The organism is Oceanobacillus caeni (genome assembly GCF_042678465.1).
Classification (GTDB): domain Bacteria; phylum Bacillota; class Bacilli; order Bacillales; family Amphibacillaceae; genus Oceanobacillus; species Oceanobacillus caeni.
This window is the reverse complement of sequence record NZ_JBHTKV010000004.1, coordinates 131648-152017: the sequence shown is the minus strand read 5'-3', so window position 1 is coordinate 152017 and position 20370 is coordinate 131648. Positions and strand designations below refer to the sequence as shown.

General features: G+C 34.2%; 19 protein-coding genes and 1 other annotated feature (1 of these 20 running past the window's edge). All 19 genes read right to left on the bottom strand.

The annotated features are described in order from the left end of the window. Positions 1-92: a binding site (T-box leader), on the bottom strand (it extends 132 nt beyond the left edge of the window). Between the two features lie 101 nt (positions 93-193). The 19 genes from ACFQ18_RS05190 to ACFQ18_RS05100 all read right to left on the bottom strand — a co-directional run bounded on the left by ACFQ18_RS05190 (position 194) and on the right by ACFQ18_RS05100 (position 20334). Next, the gene (locus ACFQ18_RS05190) at positions 194-697 is read right to left on the bottom strand and encodes a DivIVA domain-containing protein (protein WP_047186351.1); all 504 of its coding nucleotides are present in this window, start codon (positions 695-697) and stop codon (positions 194-196) included. 102 nt (positions 698-799) lie between these two features. Then, positions 800-1576, bottom strand: coding sequence for a YlmH family RNA-binding protein (locus tag ACFQ18_RS05185; protein ID WP_047186352.1), 777 nt, complete (start codon positions 1574-1576; stop codon positions 800-802). Between the two features lie 31 nt (positions 1577-1607). Further along, positions 1608-1874, bottom strand: a complete 267-nt coding sequence (locus tag ACFQ18_RS05180; RefSeq protein ID WP_204797807.1) for a YggT family protein — start codon at positions 1872-1874, stop codon at positions 1608-1610. Between the two features lie 3 nt (positions 1875-1877). After that, complete coding sequence (locus tag ACFQ18_RS05175) at positions 1878-2309, bottom strand: cell division protein SepF (RefSeq protein ID WP_047186354.1); 432 nt, start codon at positions 2307-2309, stop codon at positions 1878-1880. Between the two features lie 93 nt (positions 2310-2402). Further along, entirely contained in the window at positions 2403-3074 is a 672-nt protein-coding gene (locus tag ACFQ18_RS05170; RefSeq protein WP_047186418.1) for a YggS family pyridoxal phosphate-dependent enzyme, read from the bottom strand. A gap of 52 nt (positions 3075-3126) precedes the next feature. Beyond that, a complete protein-coding gene (pgeF, locus tag ACFQ18_RS05165; protein ID WP_047186355.1) occupies positions 3127-3936 on the bottom strand; it encodes a peptidoglycan editing factor PgeF in 810 nt (269 codons plus the stop codon). Between the two features lie 69 nt (positions 3937-4005). Further along, complete coding sequence (locus ACFQ18_RS05160) at positions 4006-4263, bottom strand: YlmC/YmxH family sporulation protein (RefSeq protein ID WP_060667905.1); 258 nt, start codon at positions 4261-4263, stop codon at positions 4006-4008. Between the two features lie 278 nt (positions 4264-4541). Continuing rightward, on the bottom strand, positions 4542-5327 hold the full coding sequence (gene sigG / locus ACFQ18_RS05155; RefSeq protein ID WP_047186357.1) for an RNA polymerase sporulation sigma factor SigG: 786 nt from the start codon (positions 5325-5327) through the stop codon (positions 4542-4544). Positions 5328-5448: 121 nt separating this feature from the next. Then, positions 5449-6174: an RNA polymerase sporulation sigma factor SigE gene (sigE, locus tag ACFQ18_RS05150; protein WP_047186358.1), complete on the bottom strand. Its 726-nt coding sequence runs from the start codon at positions 6172-6174 to the stop codon at positions 5449-5451. A 16-nt stretch (positions 6175-6190) separates the two neighbouring features. Beyond that, a complete protein-coding gene (gene spoIIGA, locus ACFQ18_RS05145; protein WP_204797808.1) occupies positions 6191-7111 on the bottom strand; it encodes a sigma-E processing peptidase SpoIIGA in 921 nt (306 codons plus the stop codon). 467 nt (positions 7112-7578) lie between these two features. Further along, positions 7579-8730: a cell division protein FtsZ gene (gene ftsZ, locus ACFQ18_RS05140; RefSeq protein WP_047186360.1), complete on the bottom strand. Its 1152-nt coding sequence runs from the start codon at positions 8728-8730 to the stop codon at positions 7579-7581. A gap of 62 nt (positions 8731-8792) precedes the next feature. Further along, entirely contained in the window at positions 8793-10076 is a 1284-nt protein-coding gene (gene ftsA / locus ACFQ18_RS05135) for a cell division protein FtsA (protein WP_204797809.1), read from the bottom strand. Between the two features lie 539 nt (positions 10077-10615). Further along, complete coding sequence (locus ACFQ18_RS05130; protein ID WP_047186362.1) at positions 10616-11395, bottom strand: cell division protein FtsQ/DivIB; 780 nt, start codon at positions 11393-11395, stop codon at positions 10616-10618. Positions 11396-11571: 176 nt separating this feature from the next. Beyond that, complete coding sequence (spoVE, locus tag ACFQ18_RS05125; RefSeq protein ID WP_204797810.1) at positions 11572-12684, bottom strand: stage V sporulation protein E; 1113 nt, start codon at positions 12682-12684, stop codon at positions 11572-11574. A 77-nt stretch (positions 12685-12761) separates the two neighbouring features. Then, positions 12762-14111 (bottom strand): UDP-N-acetylmuramoyl-L-alanine--D-glutamate ligase, encoded by a 1350-nt coding sequence (gene murD, locus ACFQ18_RS05120; RefSeq protein ID WP_204797811.1) that lies wholly within the window; start codon positions 14109-14111, stop codon positions 12762-12764. Beyond that, positions 14108-15094, bottom strand: coding sequence for a phospho-N-acetylmuramoyl-pentapeptide-transferase (gene mraY / locus ACFQ18_RS05115; protein ID WP_047186365.1), 987 nt, complete (start codon positions 15092-15094; stop codon positions 14108-14110). Before mraY ends, murD begins: the two co-directional genes overlap by 4 nt. Before the next feature lie 258 nt (positions 15095-15352). After that, entirely contained in the window at positions 15353-16717 is a 1365-nt protein-coding gene (locus ACFQ18_RS05110; protein ID WP_379565867.1) for a UDP-N-acetylmuramoyl-tripeptide--D-alanyl-D-alanine ligase, read from the bottom strand. Positions 16718-16722: 5 nt separating this feature from the next. Further along, entirely contained in the window at positions 16723-18192 is a 1470-nt protein-coding gene (locus tag ACFQ18_RS05105; protein WP_204797812.1) for a UDP-N-acetylmuramoyl-L-alanyl-D-glutamate--2,6-diaminopimelate ligase, read from the bottom strand. A gap of 195 nt (positions 18193-18387) precedes the next feature. Beyond that, positions 18388-20334: a stage V sporulation protein D gene (locus tag ACFQ18_RS05100; protein ID WP_204797813.1), complete on the bottom strand. Its 1947-nt coding sequence runs from the start codon at positions 20332-20334 to the stop codon at positions 18388-18390. Positions 20335-20370: the final 36 nt, after the last annotated feature.

Here is a 20370-nt window from a genome sequence, read left to right as displayed (position 1 = left end):
ATGTTCTAAAAGCATTACTCTCTAGGCTTCCACCATCCCTAGATCGCTAAACAGTAATTTTGCCTTTATACTGTCTCCTTCAACGTATTTCAACTTTTTTAGCGGTTATTCAAAAAGTCCAGTTTCCTTTTTGAACACACATTTTTAAAACCTTTTTAAGAATTATATGTAATATATTCTTATTCGTCAAGATTTAAGATTTATTTTCAACTAATTCAAGCTCTTCGCTCATTTCCTCTGAAAAAAGCTTGTCCCAATCGTCGGTTTGAACTATTTCTAATTGCGCCTCAACTAACATCTTTAATCGTGTACGGAAAACTTTAGCCTGTTTTTTAAGTTCTTCCACTTCGATGGAGATTCGGCGTGATTTACTAAGTGCTTCGTTTATTATGCGGTCCGCATTTTTTTCTGCTTCTTTAATAATTAATTTGGACTCTTTGGTAGCACTGTTCTTTACTTCTTCAGCTGTTTCTTGAGCGACTAATATGGATTTATTTAAGGTTTCTTCTATATTAGTAAAATGACCCAATTTCTCTTCTAATTGGTTTAGCTTTTCCTGTAAATCTTTTTTATCTCTAATAACCATTTCATAGTCTTTAATAACTTGATCTAAAAACTCATTGACCTCATCTTCATCATAACCCCGCCAACTTTTCGTAAACTCTTTATTATGAATATCTAGTGGTGTTAATGGCACATTGGCCACCTCCTTAAAGTAAATAAAATACGTTACTAAAAATAGTTTAATCTAGTTTTATTATTCGACAAAAAATTCCTTTATCCTGCAAAAAATATAAAATCACTTTAAAATAGCAATCGTTATTTTCCATTTTTCCTTTTTTGATTGACCATTCATTTTTACTATCTTACTTCTACCTTTACCACGGAGTGAAATTAAGTCACCTTCTTGTAATGGAAAATTAACTTCTTCCACAACCTTATAATTCACTTTAACAAGTTGCTTTTTTATACATTCAGCTGAATCTTTCCTAGAAATATGATAAATTTCCTTTAAAACTGCATCCAAACGTAACGAGGATACCGTTTTTTCGGATTCAGTCCATTCGTTTTTCATTTGAATGAAGTGAATTAACGGAATTTCCTCAAACGTTATGTTAGCTTTCTTGATAGAGTGTAAAGTTGTTAGAACATATGTAGAAATTTCTTTCGCTACTACAATTTGAATTTTTCCATTCCCTGCAAAAATGTCACCTAATTTTTTTCTTTTAATGCCTAATGACAAAAATGTTCCCATTACATCGCGATGTTCCAGGGTGATAAATTTTTCATGGTAGTTAGCTTGTAGCAGACTAAGCTGATAAGATTCTTGTGTAATTTCTTCATAAAATGGAGCAATAATCGCTCGTTTTCTTTCATTATGATTACTGCCACCGAAAAATGACAATTTCAAATCATCATGATTCGTTCCGATCAGCATTTCAATAATTTGTTGTTCTCTAGGGTCAAGGAAATCTGTTAATTTTGGGCTAAATGTTCTTTCAACTTGCTCTTTCCATGACAGGACTTGATCGATAAATCCATGTTCTTCTTTTCGAAAATGCTGGTATATATCCATTGTAAACTCCTAAAATCACATCATTTACTTTTTAGAATACGAACATTCTAAAGAATTCAAATAACCCTACTCTAGCCATATGCAAAACAAAGATTGCGATAATCGGTGAAAAATCTATCATCCCAAGCGGTGGTATGAATCTTCGAAATACTTCTAAATAAGGTTCGCAAATTTTACTTAGGAGTTCCCCAAAAGTAGATTCTCTTGCCTCTGGAAACCAGGACATGAAAATATAAATAATAATTCCCCAACTATATATATTGAGGGCTAAATTTAAAATTTGTAACAACTGATACATCTACTACCATCCTTTATCATAGTCATCTTCATTAATTAAAGTATCTGTTATCGTGCCAGATACATCAATATTTTCAGGTGTACATAGGAATGTTTCGGAACCTAGCTTTTGAATATCTCCATTTAAAGCATAAACAGTACCACTTAGGAAATCCACAATTCGTTTAGCTTGATTTCGATCAACCCTTTGTAAGTTTATTACAACAGCACGTTTACTTACAATATTATCTGCAATTTCTTGTGCTTCGTTATATGTTCTCGGCTCACAAAGAATTACTTTAGAATTAGGTTGCTGAATAGCTGCTAAACTAACGACATTTTGGTTTTTCTTTTGCTTTTCCACAAATTTATTTTCCGGAATTTCCTCTTCGTCTACATATTCGTACTCGTAGTCTTCTTCTACAAAGAAACTTTTCAGCTTATTTTTAATACTCAAGCCTTTCACCCCATTTTATTATTAGCAGATTGGAAAGTATAAAACTATCTTAATGCTTATCGTATTCACCAAGCTCTATCCAATGTTTTTAAATCAATTTCCAACTAATTTCGTTCCAATTCTTATATGGGTTGCACCTTCTTCAATTGCAATATCATAATCATTACTCATACCCATAGATAAATAATGACAAGGAGCGTGTGAGTAATTTTTCTGACTAATTTGATCCCTTAATTTTGCCAACCGTTTAAAAACTTCTTTTATTTTTTCTCTGTCTTTAATATGAGGTGCCATGGTCATTAAGCCAACGACATAGATGTTTTCGTAATTTTTAATTTCTTCAATAAAGTCTAAGACGTTTTCAGGTGCTAGTCCGTGTTTAGACTCTTCGCCGCTAACATTCACCTGCACAAAACAATTCACAGGTTTTTCGGATCTTTTATTTACCTCTTTTGCTAAAGATAGACGATCAAGCGAATGAAGATAATCTATTTTTTCAATAATGTCTTTTACTTTTCGAGTTTGTAATGTTCCAATAAAGTGCCATGTAGCCTTTTTGCCAATGACTTCATGCTTTTCTATAAATCCTTCATTACGATTTTCACCAAGATTTTTAATTCCTGCGTCAATTGTCTCCTCCGCTCGTTCTATTGTAACATATTTCGTTACACCAATAACCGTTATTTCATCTATTTTCCGATTACTTTTTTCACAAGCCAATTTTATATTTTCTTGAATTTCTTTTAAATTTGAAACTACATCCATTGTTATCCATAATCCCCCTAGTATTACGTGTTCAAAAAGGATCTCTCTTGTATTAAGATATAATCCCAAGGAAACCTAACATTCTCCCCGTTTTTCCCTTATCCCTTCGATGAGAGAAAAATAACGATTTATCTTTATAAGTGCAATAATTTGTCACATCTATATTATGACGTAATACGCCACTTTGTAAAAGGATTTCTACATTTAATTTCTTTAAATCTAATAAATACCGTTTATTTCTACTAGGTACTACACATTTTTGGCGAATCTTGTCTTCTATGTTGTCTATAACCTTTTCATCTACCTCATACATTTCTTGGGAAATAGATGGCCCAATTACAACTAAGAGATTCGATTCATTGACTCCCTGATCTTTCATGGCTTGTACCATTGACCTTGCCATTCCATTAACTGTCCCTCTCCATCCAGCATGTGCAATCCCAATCATTTCAGTAACGGGATCAAAAAAGAATAGTGGGACACAATCAGCAAAAAATGCGGTAAGTAGAATACCTTTATGACCAGTAATTAATCCATCAACCCCATGAATCGAATTAGAATAATCACGTGATCCTTTGCCTTTATCGTCTACTGTTATCAATTGTACTGCAGTATCATGTACTTGTTCACCAGCAACCCAATTTTCAAGAGGTATGTTTAACTTATTAGCTAAAGTTTCCCTATTTTTTATTATATCTTCTTGATTATCGGGAACATGCAATCCAAGGTTAAGTGACTGAAATGGAGGATCACTTACTCCTCCATTTCTAGTTGTAAAACCTACTATTAATTTTTCATTTAATTGACGCCATTTTTCAATTTGTAAAAAAGATTGGTCTTTTTGTTGAAAAACTTCAGACATTATTATCCTCCCGAAATCTTTTATTTGTTATATTTTATCATATCTTACTGAAAAATTTGCTATTAAATGTCATTGGGTTAGTAAAAGCGGACCATTTGCTTCTCTAACTAATATAACATCTGATCCGATACGAACAATCTGATTCCATGCAATGATAAGTTCATCCGATTTACTAAAAAAATTACCTTTTTTGTCTTTTACAAATAAAATGATTGCCTCAATTTTCCCGGTATTAGGATTAATTTCAAGGTCCGCTATATTCCCCAACCTTCGCCCGTCTTCCATTAGAATGACTTCTTTTAGTTGTAATTCTGTTAAAGTAACCATACAAATCACCCACCTTATTACACTATATGCACTAACAAGTATTTATATTAGAAAACTTGCCCTATAAGTAAAAAGCTCTTAGGAAACTAGCATCGTTCAGCGAAAGACGAAGGTGACTTGGTATTCCAACAATAAGTAAGTTATTTTCCCTAAACCATTAGAACTAAGGCATTCGCCATGCTTTTGGGCGAATGCCTTAGTTGCACTTATGTAGACGGGAAAGATTTTTATACTTTCCTACCTGCCAAAAAAGGAAGAGGTATTAAACCTCTCCCTTTTTATCCTTCAAACATCTGTTTATTCATTTGACTAATGGCTGCTTTTTCTAGCCTAGATACCTGGGCTTGTGAAATACCAATTTCATCAGCAACCTCCATTTGTGTTTTACCTTGAAAAAAGCGTTTATTTAATATCATTTTTTCTCTTTCATTAAGTTTATGCATACCTTCTTTTAATGAAAGCTTATCAACCCATGTAGAATCTTTATCTTTTTCATCACTTATTTGATCCATTACAAATATCGGATCTCCTCCATCATTATAAATAGGTTCAAATAATGACACAGGGTCTTGAATTGCATCCATAGCAAAAACAATGTCTTCATGTGGGATACCCATTTCTTCGGCAATTTCTGCTGGTGTAGGTTCTTTTGAAGTTTTATTAATCAACTTCTCCCTAACCTGTAAAGCCTTATAGGCAATATCTCTTAACGACCTTGATACTCTTATTGGATTATTATCTCGGAGATATCTTCTAATTTCTCCGATTATCATGGGAACAGCATAGGTAGAAAATCTTACATTATGTCCTAAATCAAAATTATCAATGGATTTCATCAATCCAATACAACCTACTTGGAATAAATCATCTACATATTCCCCACGGTTGTTAAACCGCTGTATTACACTAAGTACTAATCTGAGATTTCCATTTACTAGCTCTTCACGTGCGGAAATATCTCCGTCTTGTTGCATTCTGATGAATAATTTTTTCATTTCTTCATTGGTGAGTACTGGTAACTTGGATGTATCAACACCACATATCTCAACTTTATGTCTAGTCATATGTTAACCCTCCCAGATGGTGATGCTGTTCAAGGACAGTATCTCCCCCAGGGAGGGTTTTTATGCAGTAACAGATTTTTGAAATAAATACCAATTACTGTAAAACCTTTGTGAAATAAGGCTAAACCATTTTATTAAATTCTTTTTTCAGTCTCCTAATTATTTTCTTTTCTAAACGAGAAATATATGATTGTGAAATCCCTAACATATCAGCAACATCTTTTTGTGTTTTTTCTTCTTCTCCTATTAATCCAAATCTCAACTCCATAATCTGTTTCTCTCTATCATTCAGTTTGGATAAAGCGGTTTTCAATAAGGTCTTGTCAACATCGGATTCTAAACCTTTTGTAATAATATCATCGTCTGTACCTAAAACATCGGATAATAATAATTCATTTCCATCCCAATCAATATTAAGAGGTTCATCAAAAGAAACTTCTGATTTTAATTTATTGTTTCTACGTAGATACATTAAAATTTCATTTTCTATACATCTCGATGCATAAGTTGCCAATTTAATATTCTTTTCTGGGTTAAATGTGTTAACTGCTTTAATCAGTCCAATAGTACCTATACTGATTAAATCCTCAATATTTATGCCCGTATTTTCGAACTTTCTGGCAATATACACGACTAATCGTAAATTTCGTTCTATTAGAATAGAACGTGCTGACTTATCCCCTTTTGGTAATAGCAAAAGTAATTCTTGCTCCTCCTGTTTAGATAGGGGTGGTGGCAGTGCTTCACTTCCTCCTATATAATAGATTTCGTCTGATTTAAGCCCCAAACGAATCAGTAGTTTATACCACTTTAATCGTAAATGTAATCGTAGCTTCCAAAATTTCACACCTTATCTCCCCTTTTTATGCAGTATTAATGGTAGCTAATTGAATAATTTGAGGATGAAGTAAACAATGATAACTATTATCCTTCGTAAGCTCCGCAAATTGAATCCCAATTAATAGTTTGCGAGTTTTAATTTGTTGTTCTCCATAATACACAATTAAGTGTTCAGGTCGTAACGCGAAAAGAAACATATTATTCCCTTGTACTCCTTGATAAGGAAGAACTTGAATACTACTTTCCCAATCTTTAGGAATCTTTTCCATATCAAATGTTTCATACGCATTTTTCAAACTAAGCCATTCTTCTTCTGTAAACCATTTTTTTAAAAATATTTGATCACAAATAATAACTGGCTTTTTCGATAATGGATCTACTAATTGATTTCCACTATCAATATATCCCATAGTCGAAAAGCTTTTATCCTTCATTTTAATGGATACAGAATAAAGTTGATCATAACGGATTTTTTCAGAAGCATGCTTGTCCATACGTTTCTTCGTAAAATACCATACGCAAGGGAATCCAATGAATACGAATAGCCAACTTACCGGATCACCATAACCATTGTTATACGTAATGAATCCGCTAGAAGACATGGATATTGGATTAGAAAATAGAAAATGTAACCCTACAAGTCCACCTCCAATAGCAAAGGTCGTAAAATAAAACAATAAAACTAGTTTAGAAAAACGATAAATTGTTATAAAACCAAAAGAACAAAATATAATAAGAAGAGAATATATAATTTTTCCAATCAAACCAGTAATAAAGGAATTCGGATAAAATAAAGTTATTGGAACAATTAAAGAAGCAATGAATGCTCCAAGAATAACTCGTCTTGTTTTAGTATCATCTCTTGCTAGGGCTTTAGTTAATAAAAGTAACATGAAATCTAAACAGAAGTTGAGTGCCCAAACCGCATCTACATATATTTCCATTTTATTCTTCCTTCTATAAAAGATGGTTTCTCCTTAACATTTAATTTTGTATGTTCTAATTGGTTAGATTTACTGAAAAGTATATCCGATATATTAAGCAAAGTCTGTCACTTCTTGTATGCAGAACAAAGCTAATTTTAACTAGTTATCGAAAAGTTTGTCGGAGGAATGAAATAAGTAGGTTTAGAAGGAGCATATGGTCCTTCATCCAAGGGGAGTCGGTCTCCCACCTTCTTTGTTTCCCTAGAAGCTTGAGGTGGGAGTCTTACTAACCGTTTCGGTGGGATAAAAAAATTGTCGAAGGAAAGTTTATTGAATGAACAAAGGGGATGTACGTAGGTGTAGAAAATCTTGCTAGTCGCTGGAGCTAGAGCTGGAGCGGGGCATTTCTTAAGAATAGATCTAATAAGCTAAATTTCCTTATAAAAAAAGCAAACGAGTATAAGTCGTCTGCTTTTAGAGGTAAATTATCTTCTATTTCTATTTCGATTTCTTAAGAATGTTGGTATATCCAGTTCATCGTCTTCTTGGATTCTTGGACGTTGAACTTGCTCTCTTTGTTGTTGCTGTTGTTGTTGGATAGGCGCTTCTTCTTTAGTTGCTGCATGTTGTTTTTGATTTAAGGTTGGACGTTGTTGCTTAGATGGCATTTCTGGCTTTTTATTCAACTCATCAAAACCAGTTGCAATTACTGTAACAACAATTTCATCATTTAAATTCTCATTAATAACGGAACCAAAAATAACATTTACTTCCTTATCCGCAGCAGAAGTTACTAAATCAGCGGCCTCTTGTACTTCATATAGGCTTAGGTTTGTTCCACCAGTAATATTCATTAAAATACCGTGTGCCCCATCGATTGAAGTTTCTAATAAAGGTGAAGAAATTGCTTTTTTCGCAGCCTCTGTTGCACGTGTTTCTCCTGTTGCGATACCAATCCCCATTAATGCCGAACCTTTATCGAACATAATTGTTTTTACATCTGCAAAGTCAACGTTAATTAAACCTGGTTTTGCAATTAAATCTGAAATCCCTTGAACACCTTGTCGTAATACATTGTCAGCTTCACGGAAAGCCTCTAACATAGGTGTGTTTTTATCAACAATTTCAAGCAAACGATCATTTGGAATAACGATTAACGTATCAACAGCATTTTTTAGAGCTTCAATACCAGAAATCGCCTGGGTCGAACGTCTTCTGCCTTCAAATGAAAAAGGTCTTGTTACAACTCCAACCGTTAAAGCTCCTAAATCCTTTGCAACTTGTGCAATAACCGGAGCGGCACCTGTACCTGTTCCACCACCCATACCAGCAGTAACAAATACCATGTCCGCACCTTGTAAAACTTCCTCGATCTGTTCTTTACTTTCTTCAGCTGCTTTCTTACCAACTTCAGGATTCGCACCCGCTCCTAATCCTCTAGTAAGTTTACCGCCAATTTGAATTCTTAACTCGGCCTTAGATAAATTAAGTGCTTGAGAGTCTGTGTTAACAGCTATAAATTCAACACCTTCCACACCGTGTTCAATCATTCGGTTAACAGCGTTATTACCGCCGCCGCCGACACCGATAACTTTTATCGTCGCTAATTCATCCATATTTGTATCAAACTCTAACATTTTCGTTCCTCCTAATTTCTACGCAAATCTCACGAGTTTTATAGATTTAAACATTCAAGAGTTTAATCAAAAAACCATTTGAATAAACTACTAACTTTCCCACTTTCTTTTTTCTCTTTCCTTTTCGGTTGCTCAGTATTTGCTTGCTTCGTATGACGTTTAGGACTAGGCTCGTCCATGTCATTTCGAACAGCTGGGTATAATTCTTTACCTTGAATTTTTGCGTTTCGGTAAGCAAATTGTAGAATTCCTACTCCAGCTGTAAACTGGGGTTCTCTAACACCGATATAATCCGGAATTGCAATACGAACATTAGAATGGAATAAATCCTGAGCTAATTCCAATACACCTGGCATTGCCATTGTTCCTCCAGTTAACACGTAACCTCCCGGTAGTTCCTGATATCCCATTTTACGAATTTCACGTTCAGCAAAAGCATAAATTTCTTCCATTCTTGCTTCTATCATATCAGAAATTTCCAGCTGATTGTATGTTTCTCTTTGATTACTTCCGATCACAGAAACCTCAAAAGTTTCATCTTCTTGTGCATCATCATAAAAGGCATGACCATAATTTAATTTAACATCTTCAGCCTCTTCAGTCGTAGTACGTAAACCAATGGATATATCTTTGGTAATATTATTTCCACCAAGGCTAACAACACTTGAACCTTGTAAATAATCATTTTCAAAAACGGAAATGGTAGAACAACCACCACCAACGTCGATTAAAGCTACACCCATATTTTTTTCATCGGGTGAAAGTGCTATCGTACCAGTGGCAAGAGGTTGTAAACAAATATCCAATACTTCTAAATTAGCACGTTCCACGCATTTAAGAATGTTATGTAAAATGGTCCTTGAACAAGTAATAATCGTTCCTTCCATTTCTAAGCGAACACCGATCATCCCTCTTGGATCAGTAATCTCGTCTAATCCATCTACTATAAATTGCTTAGGTATGACGTCAATAATCTCACGCTCTGGTGGAATGGAAACTACTTGTGCACCGTCAATTACTCTTCTAATGTCTTCATCCGTAATTTCACGATCTTCACTTTGAACCGCTACAACACCATGACATGGCTGTAAATCGATGTGGTTTCCGTTTATACCAACAACAACCCTTTCGATATGCATGCCAACCATGCGTTCAGCTTGTTCGACAGCATTTCTGATGGATTGCACTGTTTGATCAATATCAACAATTGCACCTTTTTTCATTCCATTAGATTTTGCTGTACCTACACCAATAATATTTAAAGAATCATTTAAAACTTCTCCAATTATAACTTTAATTTTTGATGTTCCTATATCAAGACTTACTAGTATTTCACTATTATTCAAAGAAAGGCACCTCCAAATTCAACACATCCATACAAAATGGATCATATAATTGTACATTTCATACAATCCTACTTTCATTGCTTAGGAAATTATAAAATTTATGACTGTGGATAACTAGTTGTTAAAGAACAGCCACGTCCGGCTCCAGCGCCCAGCGACTAGCGAGACTTCCTTCACCTCCGTACGATAAAGAAGACTTGCCGATGGTGAAACCAGAGGCTTAGTCGCACTTATACCCTTGCGGTGAAAGTCAACATCGACTTACTCCGTTCGTCGTGTTTCCTTTATCTCCTACGGCTCAGTCCAGTCCGTACGTCGCTAAACGGGCGCTTCCGCCTTTGTTCATTCGACTAAAATAGATATATATAGGTACTATTTCCACAAAAAAAACTGGATTCCTTTAAATTTCAAGAAAAATATTCCTATATACATATATTTTAATAGATTGAAAGATTATTCGTTAAATCAAATTTTTAGAATTACTTTGGGCTTTTTAGAAAAACTCACAATCGCTCATTCTTAGTGTACAAAATAGAATCTTATTCTTCTGTTTCATCCGTTTCTTCAGACTCATCATTAAAAGATTCAAAATATACACCCACACCAATATGGATAATCCCATCAACACCTGGTTCTAATTGAGAAACTATCGAAGGATAAACTACCATTTTCTCAGAAAAATTTCGAATCGTTCCATCAACTATGTATCCATCTGTCATAAAAAGTTGGATTTTATTTTTATTATTGTCAGTTGGTTCCCAATGAATTTCAGAGATGAGATTTGTTATATTTTTGGGTAATTTATTTAATTCTTCAGCCATCCGTTGTAAATACTCATCCTCTGTAAAGCCGATTAACATTGGTGAGTTACCATGATATGTATCCTGTCCTTCTTGCTTCAATGATACCCCATTAGCTAAAATTGGATAGTATTTCCTTTCTTCTTTTACATAACCAACTACATTATGTTCTGTTATTTCAATTGAAACAGTCCAAGGAAGCTTACGATTAACTTCTACTTCATTAACGATAGGATTTGTTTTTATTGCCTTTTCAATGGCATCAAAATTAACCATCCAAATATTCGTTTTAGCAGTAATTTCAGATAAGTTTATTATTTCCTCATCCGTTGTATGCACATTACCTTGAACATTTATTGTTTTAACATGACTTAATGGTGATTGCAAATAAACAATAATTGAAATCAAGAAGAAAAAGATTGATAGATAAAAAATCAAACGTCGGTTAGCTTTTTTCTTACGGGCTTGTTTTAATTTGGGAATTCGATCCTCAATTGAAACAATATTTTTATTACTCATCCCCATTTCTTCCTTTTTCAGAAATTAAAAGAATAAAACGGCATAAATTATGCCGCCTTTATTCAGTTACATGAATTATATCATAAAATATAGATAAACATATAGTGTCCAAGCATTAGATTAGCAAGTTTTTTCTCATATTTAATGGGTAATATTTTCCATTTTTGCCATTCCCACTATATTTTAGAATAAATACTAATGTTTAATAATATTCCAACGGAACAAAGGGTTAAAGTTAATGAAGACCCTCCGTAACTAAGGAAAGGTAATGTTATACCTGTAACAGGTATTAATCCAATTACTACACTTATATTAATCATTGCTTGTACAGCTAACATCGAGACAATTCCTAAAGCTAATAATCTTCCGAAAAGATCTGGAGCTTCTAATGAAACTTTAATCCCTCTCCATAAAAGGAGTAAAAATAATAGAATAACAAAGGTGCCGCCGATAAATCCTAATTCTTCTCCCACAATAGCAAAAATAAAGTCATTTTGTGGTTCTGGTAAATAGAAATATTTTTGCAAACTATTCCCTAATCCAAGTCCCATCAACCCCCCAGGCCCAATTGCATAGAGGGATTGAATAATCTGAAACCCATCACCTAATGGATCTTCCCAAGGATTTAAAAAAGCTGTTATTCGATTAATTCGATATGGGGCTGAAGCAATCAATCCAACCAATCCTAATACTCCTAAAGCAGCTAGTCCAATAAAATGAGATAGTCTGGCACCTGACACAAAAATCATAATCATACAGGTTAAGACCAGTACCATTCCAGTCCCTAAATCTGGTTGAAGCATAATCAAACCAAAAGCTGTAAAAACTAATAATAAAGATGGTAAGAAGCCTTTTTTAAAAGATGTAATGTACTTTTGTTTCGTGGCAAGCATATTAGCTAAGAAAATAATTAATCCTAGTTTCATAAACTCAGATGGCTGTATACTAAATGCCCCAACTCCAATCCAACTTTGCGCTCCACCACGAATTAATCCTATTCCTGGTATTAATACAAGTATTAGTAAAGCAAAGCATACAATTAATAGAATTTTCGAGTAGTTTTTCCAAGTGCTATAAGGTATAAACATAAAGAAAAACATAGCGAAAACTCCCGCACCAGCAAATAATAACTGACGTTTTAAGTAAAAAAACCCATCACCAAACTTATACTCTGACCAAACATGGGACGAACTGTAAACCATCACTACACCGACAATTAACAGTGCTATAATAACCCATAATAGAATGTAATCTGGTTTACTTTGATCGTTTAGACGTTTTTTAAACAAAAAAACACCCCTTTGACTAAAATATAGACAGGGGCATTTTTGAACATTCTTATTATTAATTTAATATACAAGCCCCTCTAAACTAGTTTATGCACGGCTTGTATAAACATGTCTCCTCTTTCTTCAAACGTTCGATACTGATCCCAGCTTGCACAAGCTGGTGATAATAGTATAACATCTTTTTCATTTGAAATTTCAAAAGCTTTGCTGACCGCTTCTTTGACATCTTCCACTTGTAAAATAGTTGAAATGCCATTTTCTTCAGCTATTCTTCTTAATTTATCTTTCGTTTGACCAAATACAACCATAGCTTTTACATTTTTCAAATAGGGAGCTAAATCATCGAACTCATTTCCTCTGTCCAACCCACCAGCAAGTAAAATGACAGGCCTCTCGAATGAAGATAAAGCCTTTTGAGTAGCTAATATATTGGTTGCTTTAGAATCGTTATAAAATAAACGACCATGAATATTATCTACAAATTGTAATCGATGCCTAACACCTTGAAATGTAGTAAGAACTTTGATAATTCCTTCATTTGTTGCACCTTTAAGTTTCGCAGCCGCGACTGCAGCTAAAATATTTTCAAGGTTATGATCACCAACTAAAACAATTTCATTTCGTGAAATTATTTTTTCATTTTTAAAATAAATAAATGTATCGTCTAGCCATGCCCCATTTTCCATTTTATTTTTTATGGAAAATGGAACGAGCGTAGATTTAAGGTTTTTCACTTCTGAAGTAATAATTGTATCATCAGCATTATATACTAAAAAGTCCTCTTTTGTTTGGTTTCTGAAAATATTAAATTTCGCTTGTTTATAGTTGTCAAATGTTTTGTGATAATCTATATGTGCTTCAAATATATTCAATAATACTGCAATATTTGGTTTGAACTTTTCAACACCTTGTAGCTGAAAAGATGATAATTCTAATACTAATGTTTCCTCATCCTCAAGGTTTTCGGCGACTTCACATGCAACAACGCCAATATTTCCAGCAACTTTAACTGGTCTTCTGCTTTCTTCCAACATTTTAGTTATTAAAGTTGTTGTTGTCGTTTTTCCATTGGAACCAGTAATTCCAATAATAGAATCACCTGCAAGCATATACGCAATTTCTACCTCAGTGATTACAGGAATATTTCTTTTCCTTGCTTCAACAATAATTGGATTATCATAATGAATTCCTGGATTTTTTACAATGATTTCTATACCATCCAATACGGATAATGGATGTGAACCTACTACTACTTCTGCACCAAGATTCCTTAATTCCTTTATTATTGGATCATTTTTTTCTGTTTTCATATCATTAATACGAACACCTTTATCGTGGTTCAACAATAAATTAGCAACTGCCGTTCCACTTTTTGCAAGTCCTAAGACTAAAATATTTGAATAAGGAAAATCCAATACTTTTTTCAATTTAAGCCCACCTCAATATATACGCCAAGCACAGCAAAAACAAGCCCAACTAACCAAAATGTTGTTACAACTCTCCATTCGGACCAGCCTAATAATTCATAATGATGATGTAATGGACTCATTTTAAATACTCTTTTACCAGTTGTTTTAAATGAAATTACTTGAATAATAACAGATAAAGTTTCTAATACGAAAATTCCACCAATAATAACAAGCAAGATTTCTGTTTTTGTTAATATAGCAATTGCTCCAATAGCTCCACCTAATGCTAATGAACCAGTATCACCCATAAATACTTTTGCTGGATGTGCATTAAACACTAGAAAACCTAGAAGTGCTCCAACAACTGCTAGAGAAAAAATGGAAACCTCCGTAAATCCACCTATGATAAGTGTAAGTATTGCATAAGCCCCAAAGGCTATCGCCGCAGTACCCGCTAATAAACCATCTAATCCATCTGTTAAGTTTACAGCATTAGAAGCTCCAACTAAAATAATAATAATAAAAATTGCATAAAACCAACCAAAATCCCACTGAATGTCTGTACCTGGAATTTGAATGTCTGTAGAAAATCCTTGTCCTTTGAGTATAAAGAAAAATATAAGTGCAATAACAATTTGTCCTAACATTTTTTGTTTCGAAGTTAGACCTAAATTACGCTTCATCGCAACTTTAATGAAATCATCCAAAAAACCTAATACTCCATAGCCAAGCAATACAAAAATTAAGAGCCAAAATTCATAACCAACATGATTTCCAAGTACTTTATATACCATAATAATGGAAGTTATGACAATACCCAATACAATCATAACGCCACCCATTGTAGGGGTACCTGTCTTTACCATGTGGGATTTAGGTCCTTCTTCTCGTATACTTTGGCCAAATTTCAACCTTCTTAATAATGGGATGAAAATGGGAGATAAAAGGACGGTAATTAGAAATGCTATTGCTATCGTTACAAATATTCCTGTTAAATCCATTGTGTTTCCTCCTCTTACATGGACCGTCCAAACTAAAACTTGATCTTTTTACCTTTAAGAGGTTGTTCAAAAAGTCTGGTGAAATTGACATGCCTCGTGCAAATGGGAAGGCGTGAGTTGGGCGCAAAGCTCATCTTTAGTCAGCCTTCCTTTAAAGAAGTCCGTTGGCAATAGTGGAAATTCTACTAAGATTGCCCACGTCCCGCAAGCAACGTAGAAGTCTTTTTTATCCTTCTTTTTGAACACGCACTTTAAAAATTAATTAATTAACTCATTTACAAAGGATTCGAATTTTAATCCTCTTGATGCCTTAAATAATACTAATGATTGATTATTTAAAAATGGTTGTAATGCTTCCATTAATTCTTCTTTTGTGTCAAAATGGGCGGTTTTAATTTTATTACCTTTATCTTTTTTAACTTTATCTGAAATTACCTTTGACATCGTACCAAAAGTAAATACTGTAGTAATTGGCTCACCAATTGCTTCCGCTACAGTTTCGTGTAACGATTTGGAAAACTCCCCTAATTCAAGGACATCCCCAAGAACTAAAACCTTATCTTTAAACCCATTCAATTCCTTGACAACTTTAATAGCAGCCTTCATGGAAGTTGGGGATGCATTATAAGCATCGTTTATAATTGATACTTCGTTTTTACCTTTTAATAATTCAAAACGCATAGAAGTGTGTTGTACGAATTTCAACGCTTGTTGTCTTTGCTTCGCATTAATTCCAACACAGTATGCTAATGCAATGGCATAGCATGCATTCTTCGCATGATGCTTCCCTAGTAACGGGATATGGTAAGTGGCTCCATCTGATAATTTAAATATAGTTTCCTTTGAAGTTACTTTGGAATCTTCAATTTTAAAATCATTACGTTCTTTAAAACCACATTTAATAACTTTAGGCTTTTGATGTAGTGATTTTAGGAGCTCTTCATCACCATCAATGATGATGGTTCCATTATCTTGCAAACCGTTAATAATTTCCATTTTTGCTTTTGCAATACCTTCCCTAGAACCGAGGAATTCAATATGGGATTCCCCTATATTCGTTATGACAGCAAAATTAGGTCTTGCTATTTGGGATAATAAATCTATTTCACCAAAATTACTCATTCCCATTTCTAATACAAGTACTTCCGTATCCCTGCTCATGGAAAGAATAGTTAACGGGAGACCAATGTGATTATTATAGTTACCTTTTGTGGAGTGAGTAATATATTTAGATTTCAAAACAGTTGTCACCAAATCTTTTGTGGTCGTTTTACCATTCGAACCCGTTATACCTACAACTATTGGATTGATTTGATCACGGTAAAGACTTGCAAGTTTCTGTAAAGAAGGTAATGTATCCTTCACTAGAAATACCGGAAAATCTCTAGGTAGAGTAGAAGGTAAATCCCTATCCTCATTCCAAAATAAAGCAACGGCACCATTTTCAACCGCCTGTTCTGCGAATTGATGACCATCAAAGTGTTCCCCAACAATCGGGACAAACAAGGAATCTTTGACTTCTTTTCTACTGTCTGTTGTTATTTCTTTAATAGCTGTTTCTTTATTTATGTTTCCCTGATTTTTAGGAAACCATTTGGACAAATCTTCTAATGTAAACAACATATGCATTACCCCTTAGCAATTATTGCGCTTTTTGCTATAACCCTGTCATCAAAATCATACTTGGTATGACCAATTTGTTGATAGGTTTCATGGCCTTTTCCAGCAATTAATATAATGTCATTTTCCTTCGCATACTGAATCGCCTTATTAATTGCTTCTTTTCTATCCACGATGACTTCATATTCATCTTCACCGTTTAACCCCTTCGTCATATCATTTAATATGGAAACAGGGTCTTCCGTTCTTGGATTGTCAGATGTAAAAATTGCAAAATCTGAGTATTCCATGGCAACCTTGGCCATTAAAGGACGCTTCGTTCGATCACGGTCTCCACCACAACCTACAACAACATATATATCATTTTCCGCAAATTCTTTCACAGTCTGTAATACGTTTTCTAATGAATCGGGTGTATGTGCATAGTCAACAATAACCGTAAAGTTTTGCCCTGCATCAACTACTTCAAAACGACCATCGACTCCATTTATGCTTTCTAAAGCTTCTTTGATCACTTCTAAAGAAACATTTTTAGCTATTGCAGCCCCAGTAGCAGCTAACATATTATAGACATTAAACATCCCTATTAATTTACTCTTGATTACAACTTCACCAATCGGAGTTACTAATAAAAACGACGTACCCGCTGCATCTAGCTGGATATCTTTAGCAACTATATCAGCTTCTTGACGACAACTATAGGTTAAAATAGGTTGTGCAGTGCTTCTCTTTAATAATTCAGCAGAAGAATCATCCGCGTTAATAATGGCAAATTTTTGTTTTTCTTGATTAAAGTTGTTTCCTAGTTGACTAAACAAGAGACTTTTTGCGCGTAAATAATCATCCATATCTTTGTGATAGTCAAGATGATCTTGAGACAAATTAGTAAATATGGCAACATCATAATCACAACCATGAACTCTACCTAAATCAAGTGCATGAGAAGATACTTCCATAATGGCTTGATTCACATCTTCATCAACCATCTTCTTAAAAAAACGTTGGAGTTCAAGAGCATTTGGTGTTGTGTTTTGAGTTGGAAAAGCATTTTCACCGATTTTCATTTGAATGGTTCCGATTATGCCTGTTTTCTTCTTGTCATGGTTAAATATTTTTTCTAGTAAATACGTAACAGTAGTTTTTCCATTTGTTCCTGTCACACCAATTAGTGAAAGTCCTGTAGTTGGATAATGATAAAACTTAACCGCAAGCATAGATAAAGCTCTTGCAGTATCATTAACCATAATAATAGGTACATTTGCTTTTACTTCTTTTTCGGCAATAATTGCAACTGCACCATTATTTACGGCTTCTTCAACATAGTCATGTCCATCCACCGTGAACCCTGAAATACATACAAATAAATTCCCAGCACTCACTTTTCTAGAATCCATTTCTATTTCTGTTATTTCAATACCATCAATATTAACTTCTGTTTGATAAAACGGTATAGTCGTGAGCAAATCTTTTAAATCCATTTTTCGTAACATCCTTTTTAGTTTTAGTATCCTACGTAAGAGATAATAACATCCCAAATATATGTACGTTATTCCATACATTTTTTTAGAGGGTGTTGGCACCCTCTAAAAAATTTATTTTATCACCATTTATTGTAATCAAAAAGAATAAAAACAAAATAAATGGGAAATCATATTAATTTATTATAACAAATATTATTCTTCTTCACGATTTTTTTCCTCATCACTTAAATAAATCCTAACTGTTGATCCTGGTTCTAATTTCGTTCCGGCTTTCGGAGCTTGATCAATAATTACGTCTCCAGAACCACTCGTCTCTATTGAGAGATTAGTCATCATTTCCATTAAGTCGCCCTTCGTACGCCCAATTAAATCCGGAACTTCAACTGCTGGTTCTTCAGGCCACTGATATTCTTTGTCTAATCCACCAGTACGCGGTTCTACTTCCATGGCACGTAAACTATCACCAATAATGGTTCCAACTATTGGTGCTGCCACTACACCACCAAATTGAATCGTATCTTTAGGATTATCTACTGCAACATAAACTACTATTTCTGGATCGTCAGCTGGTGCAAATCCAATAAAAGACACAATATAATTGTTTTCTAAATAACCACCATTTGGACCTACTTTTTGCGCTGTTCCAGTCTTACCTCCAACCCGATATCCATCCACGTATGCTGGCCTACCTGAGCCTTTAGCAACAACATTTTCTAAAGCACGACGCACTTCCTCAGAAGTAGACTTGGATATAACCTGTTCTCTTAAAATTGGTTCCTTTTTTTCTACAACTTTTCCAGTTTTAGGATCAATCCATTCATCCGCTATATATGGTTCATATAAGTAACCACCATTTATAGCTGCAGCAACAGCCATTACTTGCTGAATAGGTGTTACGGAAACTCCTTGACCGAATGAAGTGGTAGCTAACTCAACTGGCCCAACATTCTCTGGTTTAAATAAAATACCTGATGCTTCCCCTTGCAAGTCAATTCCAGTCTTCTGACCGAAACCAAAATCTTTAATATAGGAAAACAATCGTTCTGTTCCTAATTTTTGACCTAAATTTACAAAACCAGGGTTACAAGAATTTTGTACCACTTCTAAATAAGTTTGATGGCCATGTCCACCACTTTTCCAGCAATGAATCGTAGCACCTCCGACTTCCACAGAACCATTATCATTGAATTCATCCTTATCTAAATCAACTAATTTCTCTTCTAAAGATGCAGCCAATGTAATGATTTTGAAAGTGGATCCTGGTTCATAAGTAGACCAAACAGGTAAGTTCCTATTAAATATCGATTGATCTACTTCTTTATATTTTTCCGGGTGAAAGTTAGGTCTTGACGACATTCCCAGTACGCCACCCGTTTTAGGGTTAACTGCTATGGCAATTGCGGAATCCGGGCTATATTTGGTTTCTACAAGATCAAGTTCTCTTTCTATAATGGTTTGTACCTTAGAATTAATAGTTGTCTTTAAATGCAACCCATCTGTTGGAGGACTATATATATCAGCTAACGTCTCTAGTCTCCTCCCTTTAGCATCCGAATAAAAAGAAAGATTGCCTTTTTCACCACTAAGCTTATCATCATAGTAAAGTTCTAATCCCATAAGCCCTTGATTGTCTATTCCTGCAAATCCTAAAACATGTGATAAATCGTCCCCTAACGGATAATGTCGTTTTGAATCTTTCGATAGATATACGCCACTTAGGTTTAGGTTACGGATTGCTTTTTCTTGCTCTGTTGATATTTTAATACCTTCAGGGCGTAAATTTACACTTGATGCATTTTTAGTTATGGATTTATACACGGTGTCTTTATCCATATTTAAAATACTTGCTATTTTCTCAGCGGTAGAATCTGCATCTTCAATCTGTCTGGGGACTACGACAACAGAAGGCGCTGTGACATTTTCGGCCAGAACTTCCCCTTCGCTATCAAGAATCAATCCTCTTTCCGGTTCAAAAACAATGTCCCTTGTCCATAAATCCGTTGCTTGTCCAACTAATTCATCACTTAAAAAAAATTGAACATAACCTAATCGGATAACAATAATAGTTAAAATGAAAATAGCAAAAAGAAATACAGTGACTATTCGTTTTCTAACTGTTACAGTGGATACACGCTTCATTTCTCTAAATCCCCTTTTCATAGGTAGGCTTGTATC

Bases quoted from the DNA above. Each gene is read 5' to 3' on its own strand.
- ACFQ18_RS05185 (WP_047186352.1), bottom strand. From the start codon at position 1,576: ATGGATATATACCAGCATTTTCGAAAAGAAGAACATGGATTTATCGAT.
- ACFQ18_RS05180 (WP_204797807.1), bottom strand. From the start codon at position 1,874: ATGTATCAGTTGTTACAAATTTTAAATTTAGCCCTCAATATATATAGT.
- ACFQ18_RS05170 (WP_047186418.1), bottom strand. From the start codon at position 3,074: ATGGATGTAGTTTCAAATTTAAAAGAAATTCAAGAAAATATAAAATTG.
- pgeF (WP_047186355.1), bottom strand. From the start codon at position 3,936: ATGTCTGAAGTTTTTCAACAAAAAGACCAATCTTTTTTACAAATTGAA.
- ACFQ18_RS05160 (WP_060667905.1), bottom strand. From the start codon at position 4,263: ATGGTTACTTTAACAGAATTACAACTAAAAGAAGTCATTCTAATGGAA.
- sigG (WP_047186357.1), bottom strand. From the start codon at position 5,327: ATGACTAGACATAAAGTTGAGATATGTGGTGTTGATACATCCAAGTTA.
- spoIIGA (WP_204797808.1), bottom strand. From the start codon at position 7,111: ATGGAAATATATGTAGATGCGGTTTGGGCACTCAACTTCTGTTTAGAT.
- ftsZ (WP_047186360.1), bottom strand. From the start codon at position 8,730: ATGTTAGAGTTTGATACAAATATGGATGAATTAGCGACGATAAAAGTT.
- ACFQ18_RS05130 (WP_047186362.1), bottom strand. From the start codon at position 11,395: ATGAGTAATAAAAATATTGTTTCAATTGAGGATCGAATTCCCAAATTA.
- mraY (WP_047186365.1), bottom strand. From the start codon at position 15,094: ATGGATTTAACAGGAATATTTGTAACGATAGCAATAGCATTTCTAATT.
- ACFQ18_RS05110 (WP_379565867.1), bottom strand. From the start codon at position 16,717: ATGTTGTTTACATTAGAAGATTTGTCCAAATGGTTTCCTAAAAATCAG.
- ACFQ18_RS05105 (WP_204797812.1), bottom strand. From the start codon at position 18,192: ATGGATTTAAAAGATTTGCTCACGACTATACCGTTTTATCAAACAGAA.
- ACFQ18_RS05100 (WP_204797813.1), bottom strand. From the start codon at position 20,334: ATGAAGCGTGTATCCACTGTAACAGTTAGAAAACGAATAGTCACTGTA.